Here is a 17,656-nt window from a genome sequence, read left to right as displayed (position 1 = left end):
GGGGAATCCGGAGCCGTTGGTTCACGGAACAGTGCGGACACTTACTAAGAAATTGCCGGAACCCCACCCCGGAACCCCACCGTGGGTATGCGGGGATGTCACCTGCCCGAAACAGCAAAAGCTACCGCTTAGTAATCACCTGTTGTACCGTTCAGGCATGTCAGAAGCAGCTACCGCACAGGCCGCACGCGCCACGATCGGTGACAGCGAGTTCGACCGCGACACCGCGGTCACCCTGCGCGAACCCGGCGTCTACGACATCGACGTGTCCGCCGGATGGACCATCATCAGCGCCGTCAACGGCGGCTATCTCCTCGCCGTCCTCGGCCGCGCCCTCTCGGAGGCACTGCCCCACACCGACCCGTTCACCATCTCCGCCCACTACCTGACCGCGTCGCAACCCGGCCCCGCGGTGATCCGTACGGACATCGTCCGGACCGGGCGCACCCTGTCCACCGGCCAGGCCTCGCTCTTCCAGTACGACGACGAGGGCCGCGAGGTCGAACGGATCCGTGTGCTCGCCTCGTACGGCGATCTCGACGCACTGCCCGACGACGTCCGTACGACGGCGACGCCGCCCGCGATCCCGCCCATGGAGCACTGCTTCGGCCCGGAGGACGGACCGACCCCGGTCGACGGCAGCTCCGCCATCACCGAGCGGCTGATGCTCAAGCTGGACCCCTCGACGCTGGGCTGGGCCCTCGGGGCGCCGTCCGGGAAGGGCGAGATGCGGTCCTGGTTCGGGCTCGCCGACGGCCGCGACCCCGACCCGCTCTCGCTGCTCCTCGCGGTCGACGCGCTGCCGCCGACCGCCTTCGAGTTCGGGCTGTCCGGCTGGGTGCCGACGGTCGAACTGACGGTCCATGTGCGCTGCCGTCCGGCGCCGGGTCCGCTGCGGGTGTCGATCACCACCCGCAACCTCGCCGGTGGCTTCCTGGAGGAGGACGCCGAGGTGTGGGACAGCGCGGACCGGCTGGTCGCACAGTCCCGACAGCTCGCCCGGGTCCGGCTCGGCTGAGCGACCGCCGGCCGGCCAACCGCCCACGGGCGTCGGCCCCTTCGGGAGCCGGCGCCACCGAGCCGAACCGCGGCTCGGTGGCGCCGGGTGGAGGGGCGGCGGGGCGGTCTCGATGTCACAGTTCAGGTACGGCGCTTCCCGCCTCGACGTGTTCCCGCGGCTCGACGCGGTCCGCCCTCACGGCGCTTCCGGAGGGTGGCGGCGAGAGCGAGTGGGTCCTTGCGCACCTGTCGTACGGCGTCGTCCGCGAGGCCCGCACGCTGCTGGCCTTCGTGGACGCGGTGGAGGCGGTGTCGCCGCCGCGGGCGCGGGTGGAACCGGCCGGGGCGCCGTCCGCGATCGGCGCCGTGGACGCGGGCGATCGCGTCTCCCACGAGGGAAGTTGACCCACAGGCAACCACGGGTTCGGCACAGCGCGGCCCTACGTGGATCTGGTCCTCTGGCCACCCGTCATCCCGCACTCATCCGGTTTTCATGAACCGGTCGACCTGTCCTGGCTGGGAGTTGCCTCATGAACCCTCGTGCCCGACTCGTCCCCGCCGTCGCCCTGCTGGCGCTCTCGCCGCTGCTGGCGGCCTGTGGTTCGGGCGACTCGTCGTCCTCGTCCTCGAACAGCGGCACCTCGAACCAGAACTGTCAGCGGCCGTCCGGCATGCCGAGCGGAGGCCCCTCGGGCATGCCGACCGGTGGACGCTCCGGGATGCCCACGGGCTCGCCGTCCGGGACGCCGTCGAACCTGCCCACCGGCAAGGCGCCGTCCGGCGGTCCCTCGGGCATGCCGTCCGGTGGCCCGGGTGGCGGCCAGGGCGGTGGCCAGGGTGGCTGCGGTGGCGGCCCCGGCGGTGGCGGTCAGCCGGGTCAGGGGCAGCAGGCCGCACAGGGCTGAGCGGCCCTCGGCGCTGCCGGGGGTGACGTACTCGATGCTCTCGGGGGTGACGTATTCGGTGAACGGGTGTGTCACCCCAGCCAGTTGCGGCGGCCGATGCTGATCAGCCGCATCTGGCGGGCCGCCACCCGGACCACCCGCTCCCGTTCCTCCTCGGACGCCTCCAGCGCCTCCAGGCAGAGCGAGGCCGTCATCAGCATCTGGTCGACGTACAGGCCCGCGAGCATCAGCAGATCGTCGTCGCTCCACCCCTCCGACTCGGGGTGTTTGGCCAGCTCGACCTGCACCTCCTCGGCGAACCGGGCCAGTTGCTCGCTGATCGCCTGCCGCACCGGCTGGACGCCACCGTGCCGCTCACGCGCGATGAAGCGGACGTGCGCCGGCTGGGTCTCGACATGGTGGGCGATCAGGGCGACCGCGCGCTCGATGCGTTCGCCGCTGTCACCGGCCGCGGAGACCGTGTCCCCGATCATCGGGTGCAGACTGCCCAGCGCCTCCTCGACCAGCGCCACACCGAGATCCGCCGTCGAACGGAAGTGCCGGTAGAAGGCGGTCGGGGCGACTCCGACGGCGCGGGTGACCTCCCGCAGACCCAGGCTGCTCAGGCTCTGCTCCTCCAGCAGTTCCAACGCCGCGTCCAGGAGCGCCTGTCGGGTCCGCTGCTTCTGGGCCTGCCGGATGCCGAGAGTGTGACTCATGCCATGCAGTTAACAACTGTTCTCTGTAATTGAAAAGCCGGGCGACGCGCTAGACTCAGGAGTCAGTGAACAAGTGTTACTACAACCGTTCACTGAGCCGTCAGGTCCCCGAAACATTCGGGGTTCACCGTCGAGAGGCATCTCATGCTGTTCCTCGTCGCCGCCCTCCTGCTGCTGGGTGTCGTCATGGGCTCCGTGGCCCACGCCCCGCTGCCCGTCTCCCTCGTCGCCGCGGTCGTCATCGCCGTCTGGCTGGCCGTCTTCGCGGTCCGCGAGCGCAACGCGCGCCGGCGCCACACCTCCACCAACTGATCGTCGGGAGCTGACCCACGTCATGGAACTCACCGAGCGCACCACCCTCACCGCCACCGCCACGGCCACCGCTTCCCCCACCGCCACCCGTAGGACCGCCGTACGGGACGCGGACGGCATGGCCGTCGCCTCCTTCGTCCTCGGTCTCCTCGGTCTGCTGGTCCTGAACGTCTTCCTGGGCCCGATCGCCATCGCCCTCGCCTCCGCCGCCCTCTGGCGCGGCACCGCCCGCCGCGGCCGCGCCTTCCTCGGCCTGGGACTCGGCATCGCCGATCTTCTGGTCCTGGTGGCGTTCATGCAGTTCGACAGCACGGTGTCCTGGAACTTCTGATCCGGGGCCCGAACGAGGCGTCCGATGCGCCGTCGTCCGAGGGACGGGTCGGTGGTTACGCCGACGGGGGCCGAGGTCACGCCCGGACGGCCCGTAGAATCGGGGCCATCATGGCTTACCTCGACCACGCCGCGACCACGCCGATGCTCCCCGAGGCGGTAGAGGCACTGACCGCCCAGCTGAGCATCACGGGCAACGCCTCCTCCCTCCACGCCGCCGGCCGCCGCGCCCGGCGGACGGTCGAGGAAGCCCGCGAGACCCTGGCGGAGGCCCTCGGCGCCCGCCCCAGTGAGGTCGTCTTCACCTCCGGTGGCACCGAGGCCGACAACCTCGCGGTGAAGGGCCTGTACTGGGCCCGCCGCGCCGCCGACCCGGCCCGCACCCGGGTCCTCGCGAGCCCCGTGGAGCACCACGCCGTCCTCGACGCCGTCCACTGGCTCGGTGAACACGAGGGCGCCACGGTCGAGTACCTGCCCGTCGACTCCTACGGCCGCGTCCACCCGGACGCCCTGCGCGAGGCCGTCGCCCGCAACCCCGACGACGTCGCCCTCGCCACGGTCATGTGGGCCAACAACGAGATCGGCACGGTTCTGCCGATCCGCGAACTGGCCGACGTCACCGCCGAGTTCGGCATCCCGCTGCACGCCGACGCCGTCCAGGCCTTCGGCCAGGTGCCCGTCGACTTCGGTGGCTCCGGGCTCGCCGCGATGACCGTCTCCGGCCACAAGATCGGCGGCCCGTACGGCATCGGCGCCCTGCTGCTCGGCCGCGAGTACACCCCCGTACCCGTGCTGCACGGCGGCGGCCAGGAGCGGCATGTGCGCTCCGGCACGCTCGATGTGCCCGCGATCGCCTCGTTCGCGGTCGCCGGGCGGCTCGCCACCGAGCAGCGCGCCTGGTTCGCCCGGGAGATCGGCGTCCTGCGCGACGCCCTGGTCGACGCCGTACGCGCGGCGGTGCCCGACGCGATCCTGGGCGGCGACCCCGACCCCGCGGGCCGGCTGCCCGCCAACGCCCACTTCACGTTCCCGGGCTGTGAGGGCGATTCCCTGCTGCTCCTGCTGGACGCCCAGGGCATCGAGTGCTCCACGGGCTCCGCGTGCACGGCCGGCGTCGCCCAGCCCAGCCATGTCCTGCTGGCCACCGGCACCGACCCCGACCTGGCCCGCGGCACCCTGCGCTTCTCCTTCGGCCACACCTCCACGGAGGCGGACGTGGCGGCGGTGGCCAAGGCGATCGGCCCGGCGGTGGAGCGGGCGCGGACGGCCGGTCTGACCTGACCTCCGCCGCGCCCACCCACGGACCGGGCTAGCTGTCCGTCACCATGAGGGAGGCCATCATGCCCTCGTCCTCATGTTGGAGCAGATGGCAGTGGAGCATGTACATGTACGTGTCGTCGGTGAAGTCGGTGAACTTCATCGCGATCTTGATGGAGCCACCGCCGACCACTTCGAAGGTGTCGAACCAGCCGAGGTTGACGCCGGTGGGCTTCTCGCCGTTGATCTCGATGAGCTGGTACGGCACGTCATGCAGATGGAAGGAGTGCTCCAGCTGCGTGCTGTTGCTGATCGTCCAGATCTCCTCGGCGTCGAGCGTGGTGCTGATCATCGTCATCTTGGCCATGGTGGTGCCCGCGGTGCCGTTGATCAGCATGGTGGCCCCGCTCTGGCCGAGCGTGATCGTCCGCGCAGCGAAGTCGGTCGTGTCGTACCGGGTGATCGTGTTGAGCGAGCTGGGCAGGTCGGTGGCCGTGTCGGTGGCCTCCGGGGTCACCGTCAGGAAGTCGTACGTGCCGCTGCCGCCGCGGATCCAGCCGGTGGTGACGACTGCCTGGAGGGTGACCGCGTCCGCGTCGTCGAGGACGAACTCGGCGCGGGCGCCGGCCACCAGCCGGATGGATGTCACCTCGGTGGGCTCGGTCAGATAGCCCTGGTCGGTGGCGATCTGGGTGAGCGTGCCGCCGTCGCTGCGCTGGACGGTCATGATATCGGCCGGAGAGGCGTTGAGGACGCGGAAGCGGGTGCGGGCCTTGGTGGCGGTGAAGCCGAGGGTGGTCGAGTCGACGTTGGTGCCGTTGACCAGCACCGGGAAGGTGACGGTGGAGCTGCGATAACCGGTGGCCTCGTACTTGATGTCACCGGCGGTGTCGACCGCCAGGCACTGCAGGATGATCGGGATGTCGTCGACGCCGTACTCGCTCGGCAGCGCGGCCGACGCGTCCGAGGTGTCCTCGACGATGATCATCCCGGCCAGGCCGTGAACGACCTGCTCGGCCGTGGTGCCCAGGGCGTGCGGGTGGTACCAGAGGGTCTTGGCCTCGTCCTTGACGGTGAACGTGGGGGACCAGGTCGTGCCGTCGGCGAAGGCGTTCTGCGGGCCGCCGTCCATCTTGGCCGGGATGTGCGCGCCGTGGAAGTGGACAGTGGTGTCGGCGCCCAGGGAGTTGGTGATGTTCAGCAGGACCGTGTCGCCGTTGGTCCACTTCATGGTCGGGCCGAGGTACGACCCGTTGTAGCCCGCGGTGGTGCTGGTCACTCCGCTGAGCACCTCGCTGGTGCCCGCCTTCGCCTCCAGGGTGAACGTCGTGGTGCCGTCCGTGGTGGTCCCCTCCAGGAGGTCGGGGATGGTCAGCGTGATGTCCGCGGCGTGCGCCTTGTTCTGGGTCGCGTTGGTCAGCAAGGCGATGGCCGTGCCGCCGGCGGTCACCGCCGCGAGGCCCGCGCCGGCCATCCCGCCGAGGAACTTGCGGCGGTGCATGCCCTTGCCCTTGGTCTTGGACTGGCTCTTGTCCTTGCCCGCTCCGGAGGCGGACTGTGAAGTGTGCGTCATGGCCGTGGACTCTTGGCCTAAGGACTGTGTAAAGACTGGGACCGACTTAGGAGTACGCCGTCTTCGCTGTGAAATTTGCTGACTTCGAGTCAGGATCGGTCTTCCGTCAACTCGCCTGGAAAAAAGGAGAGTTGATGTGCGGCTGGTCACATCGGCCGCACGGGACGCAACGGACACACGCAACCCGGAAGGGCCTCACAGCATCACGATTCGGTGACCTGGGCCTGCCGCGCCGTTGTCTGTGACCGCGCGGGGAACGCGCTCTCAGGCGGCTACGCCCCGGCTGTGCGCGCCGGCTCCGCGGCGGTGCGCGCCTGGCGTACGAGCCGTATGTACCGGTCCCAGTCCCAGTACCGCCCGGGGTCCGTGTGGTCCGTGCCCGGCACCTCCACGTGCCCGATGATGTGCTCACGGTCGACGGGGATGCCGTACCGCCCGCAGATCCCGGCCGTCAGCCGCGCCGACGCCGCGTACATGGCGTCGGTGAACGAGGAGGCGCGCTCGACGAAGCCCTCGTGCTCGATGCCGACGCTCCGCTCGTTGTACTGCCGGTTGCCCGCGTGGAACGCCACGTCCAGCTCGCGGATCATCTGGGTGATGTGCCCGTCCTTGCGGACGATGTAGTGCGCGGCCGCGCCGTGTCCCGGGTCCTGGAAGACCTTGACGGCGCTTCGGTAGCTGCCCTGGGTGACATGGATGACGACCCGGTCTATCCCGTAGTCGTCGGGGCGGTCCGCCCGCCGCCAGTTCGCCGAGGAGGCGGCCACCCACTGTGCGCCCCGGAAGTCGACCGCGCCCGCCACCCGGGGCTTTTCGACGCTGGGCAGCCGCCACCACAGGTGCCCCAGCTCACCCCGCGCGAGCACCGCCGTGCCCACGGCGGCCGCCGCGCCGCCGATGAGCAGCGCCCGCCGCCCGATCCGCCGGTCATGGTCACGGCCGATCCGCCGGTCGCGGTCACGGCCGGCCCGTCGCTCCTTGGACTGGTCCGTGTGCCCGGTGCTGCCACCGCTCCCGGTGTCCTCACCGCTCCCACCGCTCCCACTGTCCCCAGTGGTTTCTGTCGCTCCAGTGGTTCCCGCAGCCCCTGTGGCTCCCGCGGTCCCCGCGTTCTCCGTGGCCTCACTCATCGCGTCCGCCCCCGTCCTCCGTGCCCGCCCGTCCCCCAGCGCTCCCCGTCGCGATCTTCAACGGATACCCGCGGGCTTCGGTTCCCGCGGCCCCGTACTCTGGAGGGGCTATGACTGAGACCTCGCAGCGCCCCCGCCCCCTCCGCGTCCTCGCCGCCATGTCCGGCGGCGTGGACTCCGCCGTCGCCGCCGCCCGCGCGGCGGAAGCCGGTCACGACGTGACGGGCGTGCACCTCGCGCTCTCCGCCAACCCGCAATCGTTCCGCACGGGCGCGCGTGGCTGTTGCACCATCGAGGACTCGCGCGACGCCCGTCGCGCCGCGGACGTCATCGGCATCCCGTTCTACGTGTGGGACCTCGCCGAGCGCTTCCGCGAGGACGTGGTCGAGGACTTCGTCGCCGAGTACGAGGCCGGGCGCACCCCGAACCCCTGCCTGCGCTGCAACGAGAAGATCAAGTTCGCCGCCCTGCTCGACAAGGCGCTCGCGCTCGGCTTCGACGCGGTCTGCACCGGCCACTACGCCAAGGTGCTCGTGAACGAGGACGGCACGCGCGAGCTGCACCGCGCCTCCGACATGGCCAAGGACCAGTCGTACGTCCTCGGTGTCCTCGACGACCGCCAGCTCGCCCACGCGATGTTCCCGCTCGGTGACACGGTGACCACGAAGGACGAGATCCGCGCGGAGGCCGAGCTCCGGGGCCTGGCCGTCGCCAAGAAGCCCGACTCGCACGACATCTGCTTCATCGCCGACGGCGACACCCAGGGCTTCCTGGCGGACCGCCTGGGCAGGGCGGAGGGCCACATCGTCGACGAGTCCGGCGCCGTCATCGGCTCGCACGAGGGCGCGTTCGGCTTCACGATCGGCCAGCGCAAGGGCCTGCGCATCGGCACCCCGGCCGCGGACGGCAAGCCGCGCTACGTCCTGGACATCTCCCCGGTGAACAACACGGTGACGGTCGGCCCTGCGGCGTCCCTGGACGTCAACGGGCTGACGGCCGTCAAGCCCCGCTGGTGCGGCGCCGCCCCGGCCGGGCCGGGCACGTACACCGCCCAGCTCCGCGCCCACGGCGGCGAGACGACGGTCACCGCCGAACTCGTGGACGGTGGGCTGGAGGTCACCTTCACCGAGCCGGTCCGCGGCGTCGCCCCCGGCCAGGCGATCGTCCTGTACGACGGCACGCGCGTGGTCGGCTCGGCGACGATCGCCACGACCACGCGCGCGACAACCTCCGTCTGATCGTTCGGGGGTGGCTCCGGGCGCGCGGCCGTCATAGGCTGCTGCTGCGGATCGTCCGCATGGTCTTTTCCGTATGACCACATACGAGCACGTCAACGACGGGTATCCCGCCCGTCCTGCTGGAGGTCGACGGTGCTGCTGCGCTTCAGGGTGGCCAACCACCGGTCGATCCGTGATGAGTGCGAGCTGTCGCTGATCGGCATCAAGGGCTACGACGACGGCGCCGCACGGGTCAGTGGCCTGCGGCAGGGTGACGACGACGTCCCGGTCGAGCCTGTGGTCGGTGTCTTCGGTGCCAACGCATCAGGGAAGTCCAACCTGCTGCGTGCCATGTACTCCATGCGCAAGGCGGTGCGTGAGTCGTTCGCGGAGTGGACGAAGCTGACCGGGGTGCCGCGCGAGCCGTTCAAGCTGGACCCCGAGGCCCGCGAAGAGACGTCCGTCTTCGAGATTGATCTGGCGCTGGGCAAGCGCAAGATCCGCTACACCTACGGCTATGAGCTGTCGGACGACCGGGTCGAGGCCGAGTGGCTGTACGCCTACCCCGAAGGGGAGCGGGTCGTCTGGTTCGACCGGGAAGCGGACCGGCCGCCGGAGGAGGGCGGCGAGTACGTCTTCGACGCGGGGGGATTCCGGGGGAAGCGTGACGACCTGGTCGGCTTCACTCGCCCGAACGCCTTGTTCCTGTCCACCGCTGCCGCCCTGAACGATCCGCAGCTGTCCGCGATTCACCGGTGGTTCCTGGACAACATGTGGCTGGTGACGCCCGGCCAGGACGTCGCCGCCCGGACGAACTGGACGCGACGCCTCCTCGTCGACTCCTTGGCCGGAGCGAAGACGCGGGCACACTCCGAGCCGAGAGAGTACGCCGAGCGCTTGACGCAGCTCTTGACCATCGCCGACCTCGGTCTGACCGGAGTGGACATCGACCGCGAGACGGGCGAGGTGACCTTGCGGCACCGCACCCCGCACGGTGATGAGGCACCGCTCGACTTCGAGAGCGAGGAATCGCTCGGCACGCACAGCTGGTTCGCCTTCCTCGGCCCGATGCTGCACGTGCTCGACAAAGGCTCGGTTCTGCTCGTGGACGAACTGGACTCAAGTCTCCATCCGACACTGGCGGCCGAGGTCGTACGTCTCTTCCAGGACCCGCAGGCCAATCCGCGTGCCGCTCAGCTGGTCTTCACCACCCACGACGCGACCCTGCTCGGCAGCGAGGTTCTGGAGCGTCCGCTCGGCCGTGACCAGGTGTGGATCACGGCGAAGCGCAAGTCCGGCGAGACCGAGCTTTACCGCCTGACCGAGGCGGACCCGGGCCCCGGCGAGAACCTGGAACGCGGCTATCTGCGAGGCCGGTACGGCGGCGTGCCGCGCATCGGCGCGGGCGACATGGCTCGTGAGCTGTCCTGGCGTGAGCAGGAGAAGGAACGAGAGCGGGAGGCGAAGGCGACAGCGTGACCAGGCGGGGCGGAGAACGCGGAGGGCACCCCGGCGACACCGGGACGGGGCAGAACGGGCCGGAGGACAGCGATGGCAGCGTCAAGCGCAGGAAGGGGCGGTGTGACCGGCGCGAGGAGAGCCCGCTGGTGCCGGCGGCGGCGCCCGTGCCACCCACTCTCACCCGCCGCCAGCGTGTCCTGTACGTGGGCTGCGAAGGTGAGTCGACGGAGCCGGACTACCTGAGGTATCTCCAGGACCGCTTCGGAAACGGTGACCTCACCGGGCAGCCGTTCGTGATCCACACGGTCAAGAAGAAGAACGGGCTCAAGCCCGAAGAGGTCGTCGAGGCCGTGAAGATCAGGGCCGCCGAGGATGAGGCATGGGCGCTCTTCGACCGCGACGAGCACACCAAAATCCCGAAGGCCGTGGCCGAGGCCGCCGCGAGCGGTGTCGAGATGTGTTTCTCCCACCCCTCCTTCGACCTGTGGCTGCTTCTGCACTTCCAGCAGTTCGGCGGCGCGCAGAGTGGCAGCAGCGAGGTGGTGCACGACAAGCTGCGCAAGGCTCACCCCGCGTTCAAGAATTTCGACAAACGCAACGACAAGAGCGTCAAGGGTACGCGGGCCAAGGCTCTGGAGGGCAAGGCGGGCAAGGCGATCACACACGCCAAGAGCCTGCTGGCCCAGTGCGAGTACGGGGCGTGCAAAGCGGCGCAGGCCAAGATCGTCCCACCCCGGCAGCGTTACGATGACGAGGTGCCCGTACCTCCGAGTCCCAAGCCGCCCGAGCGCTGGGCAGCGCGGTCCGGACACGCACAGGGCTGCCAGGTGCTGGACCGGGATCCGTCGACCGATGTCTGGCGGCTCCTGGTCAGTCTGGGGATCACCGAGGACTGATCCGGCACGAGGTGCTCGGGAGCGCCCTGAAGGGGCGCGGGGAACTGCGCGACCAGCCACGTCGATGCCGCAGAAAATTGACGGCATGTCGCGGCTCATCCAGCGGAGCGCTTAGGCTTCCAGGGCACTCCAGGCGGAACCGGGGTGCCCCAGGATCTCCGTCACACGAAGGACCGGCGCGTGGCTCGACTTACCCTGCCCGAACTGGAGCGGCATCTGTTCGCCGCCGCCGACATCCTGCGCGGGCGCATGGAACCCTCCGACTACCGGGACTACATCTTCGGGATGCTGTTCCTCAAGCGTTGCTCGGACGAGTTCCAGCCCGAGTGGGAGCGGGTGCGGGCGGAGGTTTTCCAGGCGACCGGTGACGAGGAGCGGGCGAGGAAGCGCGCGGACGACCCGGACTCGTACGACCGCGTGTATTACGTGCCGCCGCGCGCCCGTTGGTGGGCGGGCCCGCATCGTGATCCCGAACTTCCCGACGGCTTCGCGCCGGGCATCTCTGAACTCACCGAGCGCGTGGGCGAGCGGCTGGACGAGGCGCTGGCGGCTCTGGAGGCGGGCAACGACCTTCTTGCCGGAGTCACCTCCCACATCACCTTCAACGCCCAGATCGGCAACCGTTCCCGCTTCACCACCACCGAACTGCGCTCCCTCATCCGGCACTTCAGCGTGTACCGGCTGCGCAACGAGGACTTCGAGTTCCCCGACATGCTCGGCGCCGCGTACGAGTACCTGCTCGCGCGCTTCGCCGACAGCGCGGGCCAGAGCGGTGGTGAGTTCTACACCCCGCGCTCCGTGGTACGCATGATGGTCCGCCTGGTCGATCCGCAGCCCACGGAGACCGTCTACGACCCGTGCATGGGCTCGGGCGGCATGCTCATCGCCGCCAGGGAGTACGTCGAGGAACACGGCGGCAGGCCGGAGGAGCTGGGAGTCAACGGGCAGGACCTGCGGCCCGAGTCGTGGTCGATGGCCAGCATGAACATGGTGCTGCACGGCATCCGTGCCTTCGACCTCCGGCACGGCGACACCCTCACCGAGCCGCTGCACATCGACCCCGCCACCCGTCGGCTGCGCACCTTCACGAAGATCCTCTCCAACCCGCCGTTCTCGCAGCTCTACGACCGCCCGTCGGTCGAGGCGGCGGAGGCTCGCCACGGCACACGCATGAAGTGGGGCTGGGCCCCCGAGAACGGCAAGAAGGCGGACCTGATGTTCGCCCAGCACATGCTCGGCGTGGTGGAGGAGCGGGGCGTTGTCGCGGTCGTCATGCCGCACGGCGTCCTCTTCAGGGGCGGCAAGGAACGCGACATCCGGATGGAACTGCTGCACGACGACTGTGTGGAGGCGGTCATCGGCATCGGCCCCAACCTCTTCTACGGGGTCGGCGTCCCGGCGTGCATCCTGATCCTGCGCCGCCCGCACCGCAAGCGCCCGGACCGCGAGAAGAAGGTCCTCTTCATCAACGCGGACCGCGACTTCACGCCGGGCCGTAACCAGAACGAACTCGGCCCGGAACACGTCGAGAAGATCGTCGAGGTCTTCCAGGAGGGCCGCGAGGTGCCGGGCTACTCGGTGTTCGTGGACCGAGACAAGCTGCTCGCCACCGAAGCCAATCTCAACATCCGCCGCTGGGTGGACAATTCACCGCCCGCCGAGCCGAACGACGTACGCGCGCACCTGTACGGCGGCGTCCCGGTCGCCGAAGTCGTGGCGAAGAAGGACCTGTTCGACGCGTATGGCGTCGACGCGACGTCGCTGTTCGCGGTGCGGCAGGAGGACCCCGAGTACTACGACTTCCTGGCGGCGGGCCCGGAGGCAGGCGCCGCCCGCATCCCAGAGCTGGCCGCCGGACGGGAGGCGGTGCTGCGGGAGGCGTACGAGACGTGGTGGGCCAAGGGCCAGAGCCTGTTCGTACAGCTGGCGAAGGACGGCCCGCGCACGCTGATGCACCTGCGGACCGGGCTGCTGGACGGTTTCGCCGGGGCGATCGGAAGCGTGGGCGTCCTGGACCGCTACCGCACCGCGGGTATCGTCGCCGACTGGTGGACGGAGTCCCGCTATGACATGAAGGCGCTGGCCGCCGGCGGGTTCGAGCGGGTCCTTGAGGGCTGGGTCGACTCCACGGAGGCGATCGTGACACCGGCCGCCGGGTCCACCGGCACGGGCCGTGGCGCGACGGTCTCGGCGGCGGACCGGCGGGCGGCCATGGACCGGCCGGTAGTACGACTGCTGCTGCCGGACTTTCTGACGGAGCACGCGGAGGCGGAGACAGCCTCGGCGGCGGCCGATGTGGCGTTCAAGGAGGCGACGGAGGCGCTGGCGGCGGCGAAGCCGTCGGACGCGGACGGCGTGGATGACTCTGAGGACGCCGAGGAGGGTGGGGGAGACGAGGCTGCCGCCTCGCCGGTCTCCCCAGAGGAACTGGCCCGCCTGGAAAAGGAGTTGGCGGTGCGGAAGAAGGAACGCGCCGCCGCGACGAAGAAGCGCAAGGCGCTGGATGACCGTTTCCTGCCCCAGCTGCTGGCCGCGGCGAAGATGGCGCTGGCGGACGAGGAGCGTACACGCGAGGTCGTTCTGGCGATCCTGAACGAGAGCCTGTCGGCACGGCTTGAGGCGGCGGTTGCTGTTGGCCGGCGTGAGCTGGTTGCGGCTTTCCGGCGGTGGGCGGAGAAGTACGCGGTGTCGCTGGCCGAGTTGGAGGGGAAGAGCGCGGGGGCTCAGGGGGAGCTGACGGGGTGGCTGGAGGAGTTGGGTTATGGGCGGTGAGCGTCGGGCGGTTCCCATGGTGCGGCTGGGTGACGTGCTGCTGGGGAATCCGAGGAATGGCTACTCACCCAAGGCGGTGGCTGGTTGGACGGGGCTCCAGGCACTGGGCCTCGGTTGTCTGACTGTGAAGGGCTTCGCCCCGATCCAGCTGAAGAACGTTCCGGATACGCCGTTGGCGCGTGCGGCCGTGCTGGCAGACGGTGACCTACTGATGAGCCGGGCCAACACACGCGAGTTGGTCGGCCTCGTCGGTCGTTACGAGTCCACGGGGCGACCTTGTATCTATCCCGACTTGATGATGCGTTTGCGTACGGATGAGGATCGGTGCCTGTCCGAGTACCTGGAGATCGTCCTGCGCTCTGCTCGGGTTCGCAGAGAAGTCACCGCAGGGGCCCGGGGAACCAGCGAAAGCATGGTCAAGATCGGCGCGGAGTTGGTCAAAGGGCTGGAGATGCCGCTTCCTCCGGTGGACGAACAGCGCCGCATCGTCGCCGCGCATGCCGCGTTCGAGCGGCGGATCGCGGGGTTGGAGCGGGTGCGAGCCAAACGGGTTCGGCTGCTCCAAGGGCTGGTGGATCACCTACTGTCCGGCCTTCCGGGCAAACGAACCTCGCTTGGAGAGGCGAGCCGCTCGATCGATGCGGGCATTACGCTCGGTAGTCATCGGGTCCCTCGGAAGCACACCGCAGGCTATCTGCGTGTTGCAAACGTACGCAAGGGATGGATCGACTCGGCGGACATCACTCGGCTCGAAGCGCTGGAGCGAGACCGCAAGCGCTATGGGCTGCAATCGGGGGATGTGCTCGTGGTGGAGGGGCACGCCGATCCCGATCAAATCGCGCGTAGCGCGGTGGTCGGTCCTGAGCTGGAGGGACTGCTGTACCAGAACCACCTTTTCCGCATCCGCTTCGATGATGTGTTGCCTGAGTTCGCGATGCTCTGGCTCAACTCGGCGACGGTGCGCAGCTATTGGCGAGAGCGTTGTGCCACCAGCTCGGGTCTGTACACCATCAACTCACGGATGCTTGAGCAAGTACCTTTTCCCGAGGCGGGGTTGGACCAACAGCAACGAGTGGTTTCGGCTTGGGGCGCAGCCAACGAGTCGATCAACACACTGGGGAAGCAGATTGAAAAGCTGTGGACGGTTCAGCAAGCCGTAGTCGAAGACCTGCTCGGCGGTCGAGTGCTCGACTCAGCGGCCTGACCCGGCTGGTACCACGGCGCCCGTGTTCACCCCGCGTATGAGTGACAGCAACGCACTCCGGCCCGTTACCAGGATCTGGGTCGGGCTGTCGCTCTCACGGAATGCCACGCCGTCGCCGGTGGCGGCGACTTCGACACAGTTGTTGCCGCCGTCCCCGGAGAAGGACGACTTGAGCCAGCGCAGCTCAGGCAAGTTGTGCACCCTCTTACATCTCCTTGGTGATCCGATGGATGAACTCCACCGACTTCTTCGCAGTCAACGCCGCCCGCTCGGCCAGGTCCAGTCGCAGACGGAAGTTCTCCAACTGGGTAGGCGAGTCGAAGAACAGTGCTCCTGCTGGTGAGTCCATCTGTGCCGTGTCCAGGTGCGGGTTGGCTGCCACCGCGTACAGGATCGAATCCCCCGCCATGGGGAAGCCGCCATTGGTGAACGGGATCACCAGCAAGGTCACGTTGTCACGCTCGTTCTGCTCCAGCAAGTGTTCGAGCTGGGCCCGAGCAATTTCTCGGCCGCCGAACTGCATCCGCAGGGCGGCCTCATGGATGATCCCCGTGTACGGGACAGGGGCGTCGTGCGTGATCACCGCCTGCCGGGCCAGCCGGTGCGCGACGCGGAGCTCCACTTCGAGCCGCGGCAGCTTGGGCACGACGAGGTCGAAGATCGCCCTTGCGTGCTCTTCCGTATGGAAAAGCCCTGGTAGGTGCGAGGTCTGGACGGTGCGGAGCCGTACCGCGTAGTGCTCGATCTCGGAGATGTCCAAGTGATCGGGCGGGACCTTGCCCCGGTATTCGTCCCACCATCCTGGCTTCCGTCCACCCGTCATTGACACCAGCGTCTCGACCAGAGCGTCGTCGTTGCACTCGTAGATGCTGGCCAACCGACGCAGCCGTTCTTCGCCGATGCCGTAACGGCCGGCCTCGATGTTCGAAATATTCGTGCGGTCCGTACCTAGCGCGCTGGCTGCCTGCGGCGCGGACATGCCCGCTGCCTCTCGTAGGCGACGCAGCTCCAGCCCGAATCGGCGCTGGCGGATGGTGGGGGTACTGCTCGGTGCCATCAGGACTCTCCTCGCTCGCGCACAGTGTGCCGACATCAAGTGCCGTGGTCCACTTGCGAGATGAACTTAACCCGTTCTGATTGTTTCAATGGCACGGGTTAAATCCATGCTCTACGGTGTGAGTCGTGCCACTCGTTCCCCCGCCGGAACCGGAAGCGCACCGCCCCCTCCTGCCCGCCCGGGACGGCAGGCACAGCGCGGCAGAGCCACCGCGAAGGCAGCCGAACAACCCATGGCACACGTCCACTTGAAGGTCACGACCGCGCACCCCAGGAGGTGCCACGTGAGTACAGACCGCGACCAGAACCAGAACCAGAGCCCACGCCAGACCCTGACCGCCCACGAGCCCCCAAACCCCACCGCAAAGAACCCGAACCCGCCCCCACCGCAAGCAACTCCCTACCTCCTCCCCGCCCTCGACCCCCTCTCCGGCCTCCCGCACCCCCCGCCCCTCCCCTTCACCGCCCCCTGGCACTACGAACTCCGCTTCCCCTGCGACCCCCGGGGCCCCGGCATCGCTCGGCTCACCCTCCGGGGCATCCTGACCGCCCACGGGCTGGCCGAACTGACCGACCGTGCCGAGCTGTTGACGTCGGAGCTCGCGACCAACTCCGTCCGGCACACCAAGGGCCCCGCCTCCGTACGGCTCCAGTGGCTGCACCCCGTACTGCGCGTCAGCGTCTGGGACATGAGCCCCGATCTGCCGGTACTACCGGTACTGCCGGGACCACTCGGGGTGCCGCCCGCCTCGCCCGGGGGCCACGCCGACGGCGGACGTGGGCTGTTGATCCTCGGTGCGGTCGCCGACCGCTGGGGCGGCTGCGCCATAGGCGATGACCCGTACGGGCCGGGTGGCAAGACCCTCTGGTTCGAGCTGAACCTGCCCACTCCGCCGCCGGACGGCAGCCCGGCATCCGCGCTGGCCGCCTGACGCGTCGGGTTGATCCGGAGCGTGGGCTGCCCTCGCGCTCCGGATGCGCTCCGGCCCGGGGCGTCCGGTCATGCCGGCCGCTCCCATCGTCCCCACCCGCCGCCGACATATAGAGTCGTAACACCTGAAACCAAAGGAGTATCTGGTGATCTCGGCAGCAGACGACGCGGCACTTCCGCCAGAAGAGCCCCAGCCGATCCAGGCCCGCGTCACGGTCTCGGGCACGATGGCCGGTATTCTCCGCGACCTTGCCGCCCTCGATGGGCGAACCCCCGAGGCGTTGGCCATCGAGTGGGCGGCGGGAAAGCTCGTCATCCCCGAGGGGACCGTCGGTGGCGGCCGGTGACGGGATTCGCTACAGGTCGAGGACCGCTCGGAGCGCCTGGCTCACCCGCTCCATTGCTGCCGGGTCCACAGAGCCGAGCAGCTTCGCCTCGTCGAAGCGCGTGGTCCTCAGCTGCTGGATGTTGACCGCGACCGCTGTGCAGGGCAACGGGTCCTCGATCACCACGGACATCGCGGTGTCCGGGAACCTGCCGGCGGGATGCAGCACGATCGCGAGCACCGCGCCGTATGCCCCCTCCAGCCCGTCGAGCGAAATGACCAGCACGTTCCGCCCGTCATCGAGAGTCCAGATCTCCCCCCGTTTCACAGACTGTCGCCCTCTCCGCACAGATCGTCGCCGAGCCCGAGCGCCGCGAGCTGCTGCGCGGCGTCGATGACCGACTGTCGCCGTACCGCGCGCACGATGTACGCGTTGAGCGAGAGCCCGGCCGCCTTGGCGCCGGCCTTTATCGACGGGTCGAGCTCATCCGGAATCCTAAGCGTCATCACAGACATGCCACCAATTTAGCAACCAAATAATGGTGGCACAATCCGGTGGCGTGAAACGGTGTCGCTGCACGGTGTTGTTG

At 69.0% G+C, this 17,656-nt stretch carries 20 protein-coding genes; 13 read left to right on the top strand and 7 right to left on the bottom strand.

Annotation, left to right across the window (positions count from 1 at the left end; all coding sequences use genetic code 11):
• The first annotated feature begins 157 nt into the window (after nt 1-157).
• From RV986_RS16115 to RV986_RS16105, 3 genes are all read left to right on the top strand, one after another.
• Nucleotides 158-1,018 (top strand): thioesterase family protein, encoded by an 861-nt coding sequence (locus RV986_RS16115; RefSeq protein ID WP_475918069.1) that lies wholly within the window; start codon nt 158-160, stop codon nt 1,016-1,018.
• Nucleotides 1,019-1,095: 77 nt separating this feature from the next.
• Nucleotides 1,096-1,404: a hypothetical protein gene (locus tag RV986_RS16110; protein ID WP_475918068.1), complete on the top strand. Its 309-nt coding sequence runs from the start codon at nt 1,096-1,098 to the stop codon at nt 1,402-1,404.
• 125 nt (nt 1,405-1,529) lie between these two features.
• On the top strand, nt 1,530-1,904 hold the full coding sequence (locus tag RV986_RS16105; RefSeq protein WP_475918067.1) for a hypothetical protein: 375 nt from the start codon (nt 1,530-1,532) through the stop codon (nt 1,902-1,904).
• Nucleotides 1,905-1,975: 71 nt separating this feature from the next.
• Here RV986_RS16105 and RV986_RS16100 read toward each other — a convergent pair whose 3' ends face one another.
• Nucleotides 1,976-2,602 carry a TetR family transcriptional regulator gene (locus RV986_RS16100; RefSeq protein ID WP_475918066.1) on the bottom strand — a complete coding sequence of 209 codons (627 nt, stop codon included), beginning with the start codon at nt 2,600-2,602 and terminating at the stop codon, nt 1,976-1,978.
• Nucleotides 2,603-2,746: 144 nt separating this feature from the next.
• Here RV986_RS16100 and RV986_RS16095 point away from each other — a divergent pair, with 144 nt between their 5' ends.
• From RV986_RS16095 to RV986_RS16085, 3 genes are all read left to right on the top strand, one after another.
• Nucleotides 2,747-2,914, top strand: a complete 168-nt coding sequence (locus RV986_RS16095; RefSeq protein WP_475918065.1) for a hypothetical protein — start codon at nt 2,747-2,749, stop codon at nt 2,912-2,914.
• Nucleotides 2,915-2,936: 22 nt separating this feature from the next.
• Nucleotides 2,937-3,245 carry a DUF4190 domain-containing protein gene (locus RV986_RS16090; protein ID WP_475918064.1) on the top strand — a complete coding sequence of 103 codons (309 nt, stop codon included), beginning with the start codon at nt 2,937-2,939 and terminating at the stop codon, nt 3,243-3,245.
• A 110-nt stretch (nt 3,246-3,355) separates the two neighbouring features.
• Nucleotides 3,356-4,525 (top strand): cysteine desulfurase family protein, encoded by a 1,170-nt coding sequence (locus tag RV986_RS16085; RefSeq protein WP_475918063.1) that lies wholly within the window; start codon nt 3,356-3,358, stop codon nt 4,523-4,525.
• Between the two features lie 28 nt (nt 4,526-4,553).
• On the opposite strand, the gene RV986_RS16080 is transcribed toward RV986_RS16085, so the two are convergent.
• Both RV986_RS16080 and RV986_RS16075 read right to left on the bottom strand, forming a co-directional pair.
• Nucleotides 4,554-6,074: a multicopper oxidase family protein gene (locus RV986_RS16080; protein WP_475918062.1), complete on the bottom strand. Its 1,521-nt coding sequence runs from the start codon at nt 6,072-6,074 to the stop codon at nt 4,554-4,556.
• A gap of 272 nt (nt 6,075-6,346) precedes the next feature.
• The gene (locus RV986_RS16075) at nt 6,347-7,204 is read right to left on the bottom strand and encodes an N-acetylmuramoyl-L-alanine amidase (RefSeq protein WP_475918061.1); all 858 of its coding nucleotides are present in this window, start codon (nt 7,202-7,204) and stop codon (nt 6,347-6,349) included.
• Between the two features lie 110 nt (nt 7,205-7,314).
• On the opposite strand from RV986_RS16075, the gene mnmA reads away from it, so the two are divergent.
• The 5 genes from mnmA (at nt 7,315) to RV986_RS16050 (ending at nt 14,754) form a co-directional block, all read left to right on the top strand.
• The gene (mnmA, locus tag RV986_RS16070) at nt 7,315-8,442 is read left to right on the top strand and encodes a tRNA 2-thiouridine(34) synthase MnmA (RefSeq protein ID WP_475918060.1); all 1,128 of its coding nucleotides are present in this window, start codon (nt 7,315-7,317) and stop codon (nt 8,440-8,442) included.
• Between the two features lie 132 nt (nt 8,443-8,574).
• Nucleotides 8,575-9,900, top strand: coding sequence for an AAA family ATPase (locus RV986_RS16065; RefSeq protein WP_475918059.1), 1,326 nt, complete (start codon nt 8,575-8,577; stop codon nt 9,898-9,900).
• Complete coding sequence (locus tag RV986_RS16060; protein ID WP_475918058.1) at nt 9,897-10,778, top strand: RloB family protein; 882 nt, start codon at nt 9,897-9,899, stop codon at nt 10,776-10,778. Before RV986_RS16065 ends, RV986_RS16060 begins: the two co-directional genes overlap by 4 nt.
• Nucleotides 10,779-10,958: 180 nt before the next feature.
• Nucleotides 10,959-13,550, top strand: a complete 2,592-nt coding sequence (locus RV986_RS16055; RefSeq protein WP_475918057.1) for a type I restriction-modification system subunit M — start codon at nt 10,959-10,961, stop codon at nt 13,548-13,550.
• Entirely contained in the window at nt 13,540-14,754 is a 1,215-nt protein-coding gene (locus RV986_RS16050) for a restriction endonuclease subunit S (protein WP_475918056.1), read from the top strand. Before RV986_RS16055 ends, RV986_RS16050 begins: the two co-directional genes overlap by 11 nt.
• Here RV986_RS16050 and RV986_RS16045 read toward each other — a convergent pair.
• Nucleotides 14,743-14,955, bottom strand: coding sequence for a DUF397 domain-containing protein (locus RV986_RS16045; protein ID WP_475918055.1), 213 nt, complete (start codon nt 14,953-14,955; stop codon nt 14,743-14,745). The genes RV986_RS16050 and RV986_RS16045 overlap by 12 nt on opposite strands.
• A 4-nt stretch (nt 14,956-14,959) precedes the next feature.
• A complete protein-coding gene (locus tag RV986_RS16040; protein ID WP_475918054.1) occupies nt 14,960-15,811 on the bottom strand; it encodes a helix-turn-helix domain-containing protein in 852 nt (283 codons plus the stop codon).
• Nucleotides 15,812-16,094: 283 nt separating this feature from the next.
• Between RV986_RS16040 and RV986_RS16035 the strand changes: the two genes are divergently transcribed.
• Nucleotides 16,095-16,742 (top strand): ATP-binding protein, encoded by a 648-nt coding sequence (locus RV986_RS16035; RefSeq protein ID WP_475918053.1) that lies wholly within the window; start codon nt 16,095-16,097, stop codon nt 16,740-16,742.
• A gap of 145 nt (nt 16,743-16,887) precedes the next feature.
• Nucleotides 16,888-17,088, top strand: coding sequence for a hypothetical protein (locus RV986_RS16030; protein ID WP_475918052.1), 201 nt, complete (start codon nt 16,888-16,890; stop codon nt 17,086-17,088).
• Nucleotides 17,089-17,097: 9 nt separating this feature from the next.
• Here RV986_RS16030 and RV986_RS16025 read toward each other — a convergent pair whose 3' ends face one another.
• The gene (locus tag RV986_RS16025; RefSeq protein WP_475918051.1) at nt 17,098-17,352 is read right to left on the bottom strand and encodes a hypothetical protein; all 255 of its coding nucleotides are present in this window, start codon (nt 17,350-17,352) and stop codon (nt 17,098-17,100) included.
• Nucleotides 17,353-17,390: 38 nt separating this feature from the next.
• Entirely contained in the window at nt 17,391-17,573 is a 183-nt protein-coding gene (locus RV986_RS16020) for a toxin-antitoxin system HicB family antitoxin (protein ID WP_475918050.1), read from the bottom strand.
• Between the last annotated feature and the right edge of the window lie 83 nt (nt 17,574-17,656).

This window comes from Streptomyces sp. RLA012 (genome assembly GCF_056270325.1).
Note: the sequence above shows the minus strand (reverse complement) of the source record. Positions and strands in the feature narration are given on the sequence as shown.

Excerpts from the sequence above, each read along its gene's own strand:
- RV986_RS16115 (WP_475918069.1), top strand. The coding sequence starts at position 158 with ATGTCAGAAGCAGCTACCGCACAGGCCGCACGCGCCACGATCGGTGAC.
- RV986_RS16105 (WP_475918067.1), top strand. The coding sequence starts at position 1,530 with ATGAACCCTCGTGCCCGACTCGTCCCCGCCGTCGCCCTGCTGGCGCTC.
- RV986_RS16100 (WP_475918066.1), bottom strand. The coding sequence starts at position 2,602 with ATGAGTCACACTCTCGGCATCCGGCAGGCCCAGAAGCAGCGGACCCGA.
- RV986_RS16095 (WP_475918065.1), top strand. The coding sequence starts at position 2,747 with ATGCTGTTCCTCGTCGCCGCCCTCCTGCTGCTGGGTGTCGTCATGGGC.
- RV986_RS16090 (WP_475918064.1), top strand. The coding sequence starts at position 2,937 with ATGGAACTCACCGAGCGCACCACCCTCACCGCCACCGCCACGGCCACC.
- RV986_RS16085 (WP_475918063.1), top strand. The coding sequence starts at position 3,356 with ATGGCTTACCTCGACCACGCCGCGACCACGCCGATGCTCCCCGAGGCG.
- RV986_RS16080 (WP_475918062.1), bottom strand. The coding sequence starts at position 6,074 with ATGACGCACACTTCACAGTCCGCCTCCGGAGCGGGCAAGGACAAGAGC.
- RV986_RS16075 (WP_475918061.1), bottom strand. The coding sequence starts at position 7,204 with ATGAGTGAGGCCACGGAGAACGCGGGGACCGCGGGAGCCACAGGGGCT.
- mnmA (WP_475918060.1), top strand. The coding sequence starts at position 7,315 with ATGACTGAGACCTCGCAGCGCCCCCGCCCCCTCCGCGTCCTCGCCGCC.
- RV986_RS16050 (WP_475918056.1), top strand. The coding sequence starts at position 13,540 with ATGGGCGGTGAGCGTCGGGCGGTTCCCATGGTGCGGCTGGGTGACGTG.
- RV986_RS16040 (WP_475918054.1), bottom strand. The coding sequence starts at position 15,811 with ATGGCACCGAGCAGTACCCCCACCATCCGCCAGCGCCGATTCGGGCTG.
- RV986_RS16020 (WP_475918050.1), bottom strand. The coding sequence starts at position 17,573 with ATGACGCTTAGGATTCCGGATGAGCTCGACCCGTCGATAAAGGCCGGC.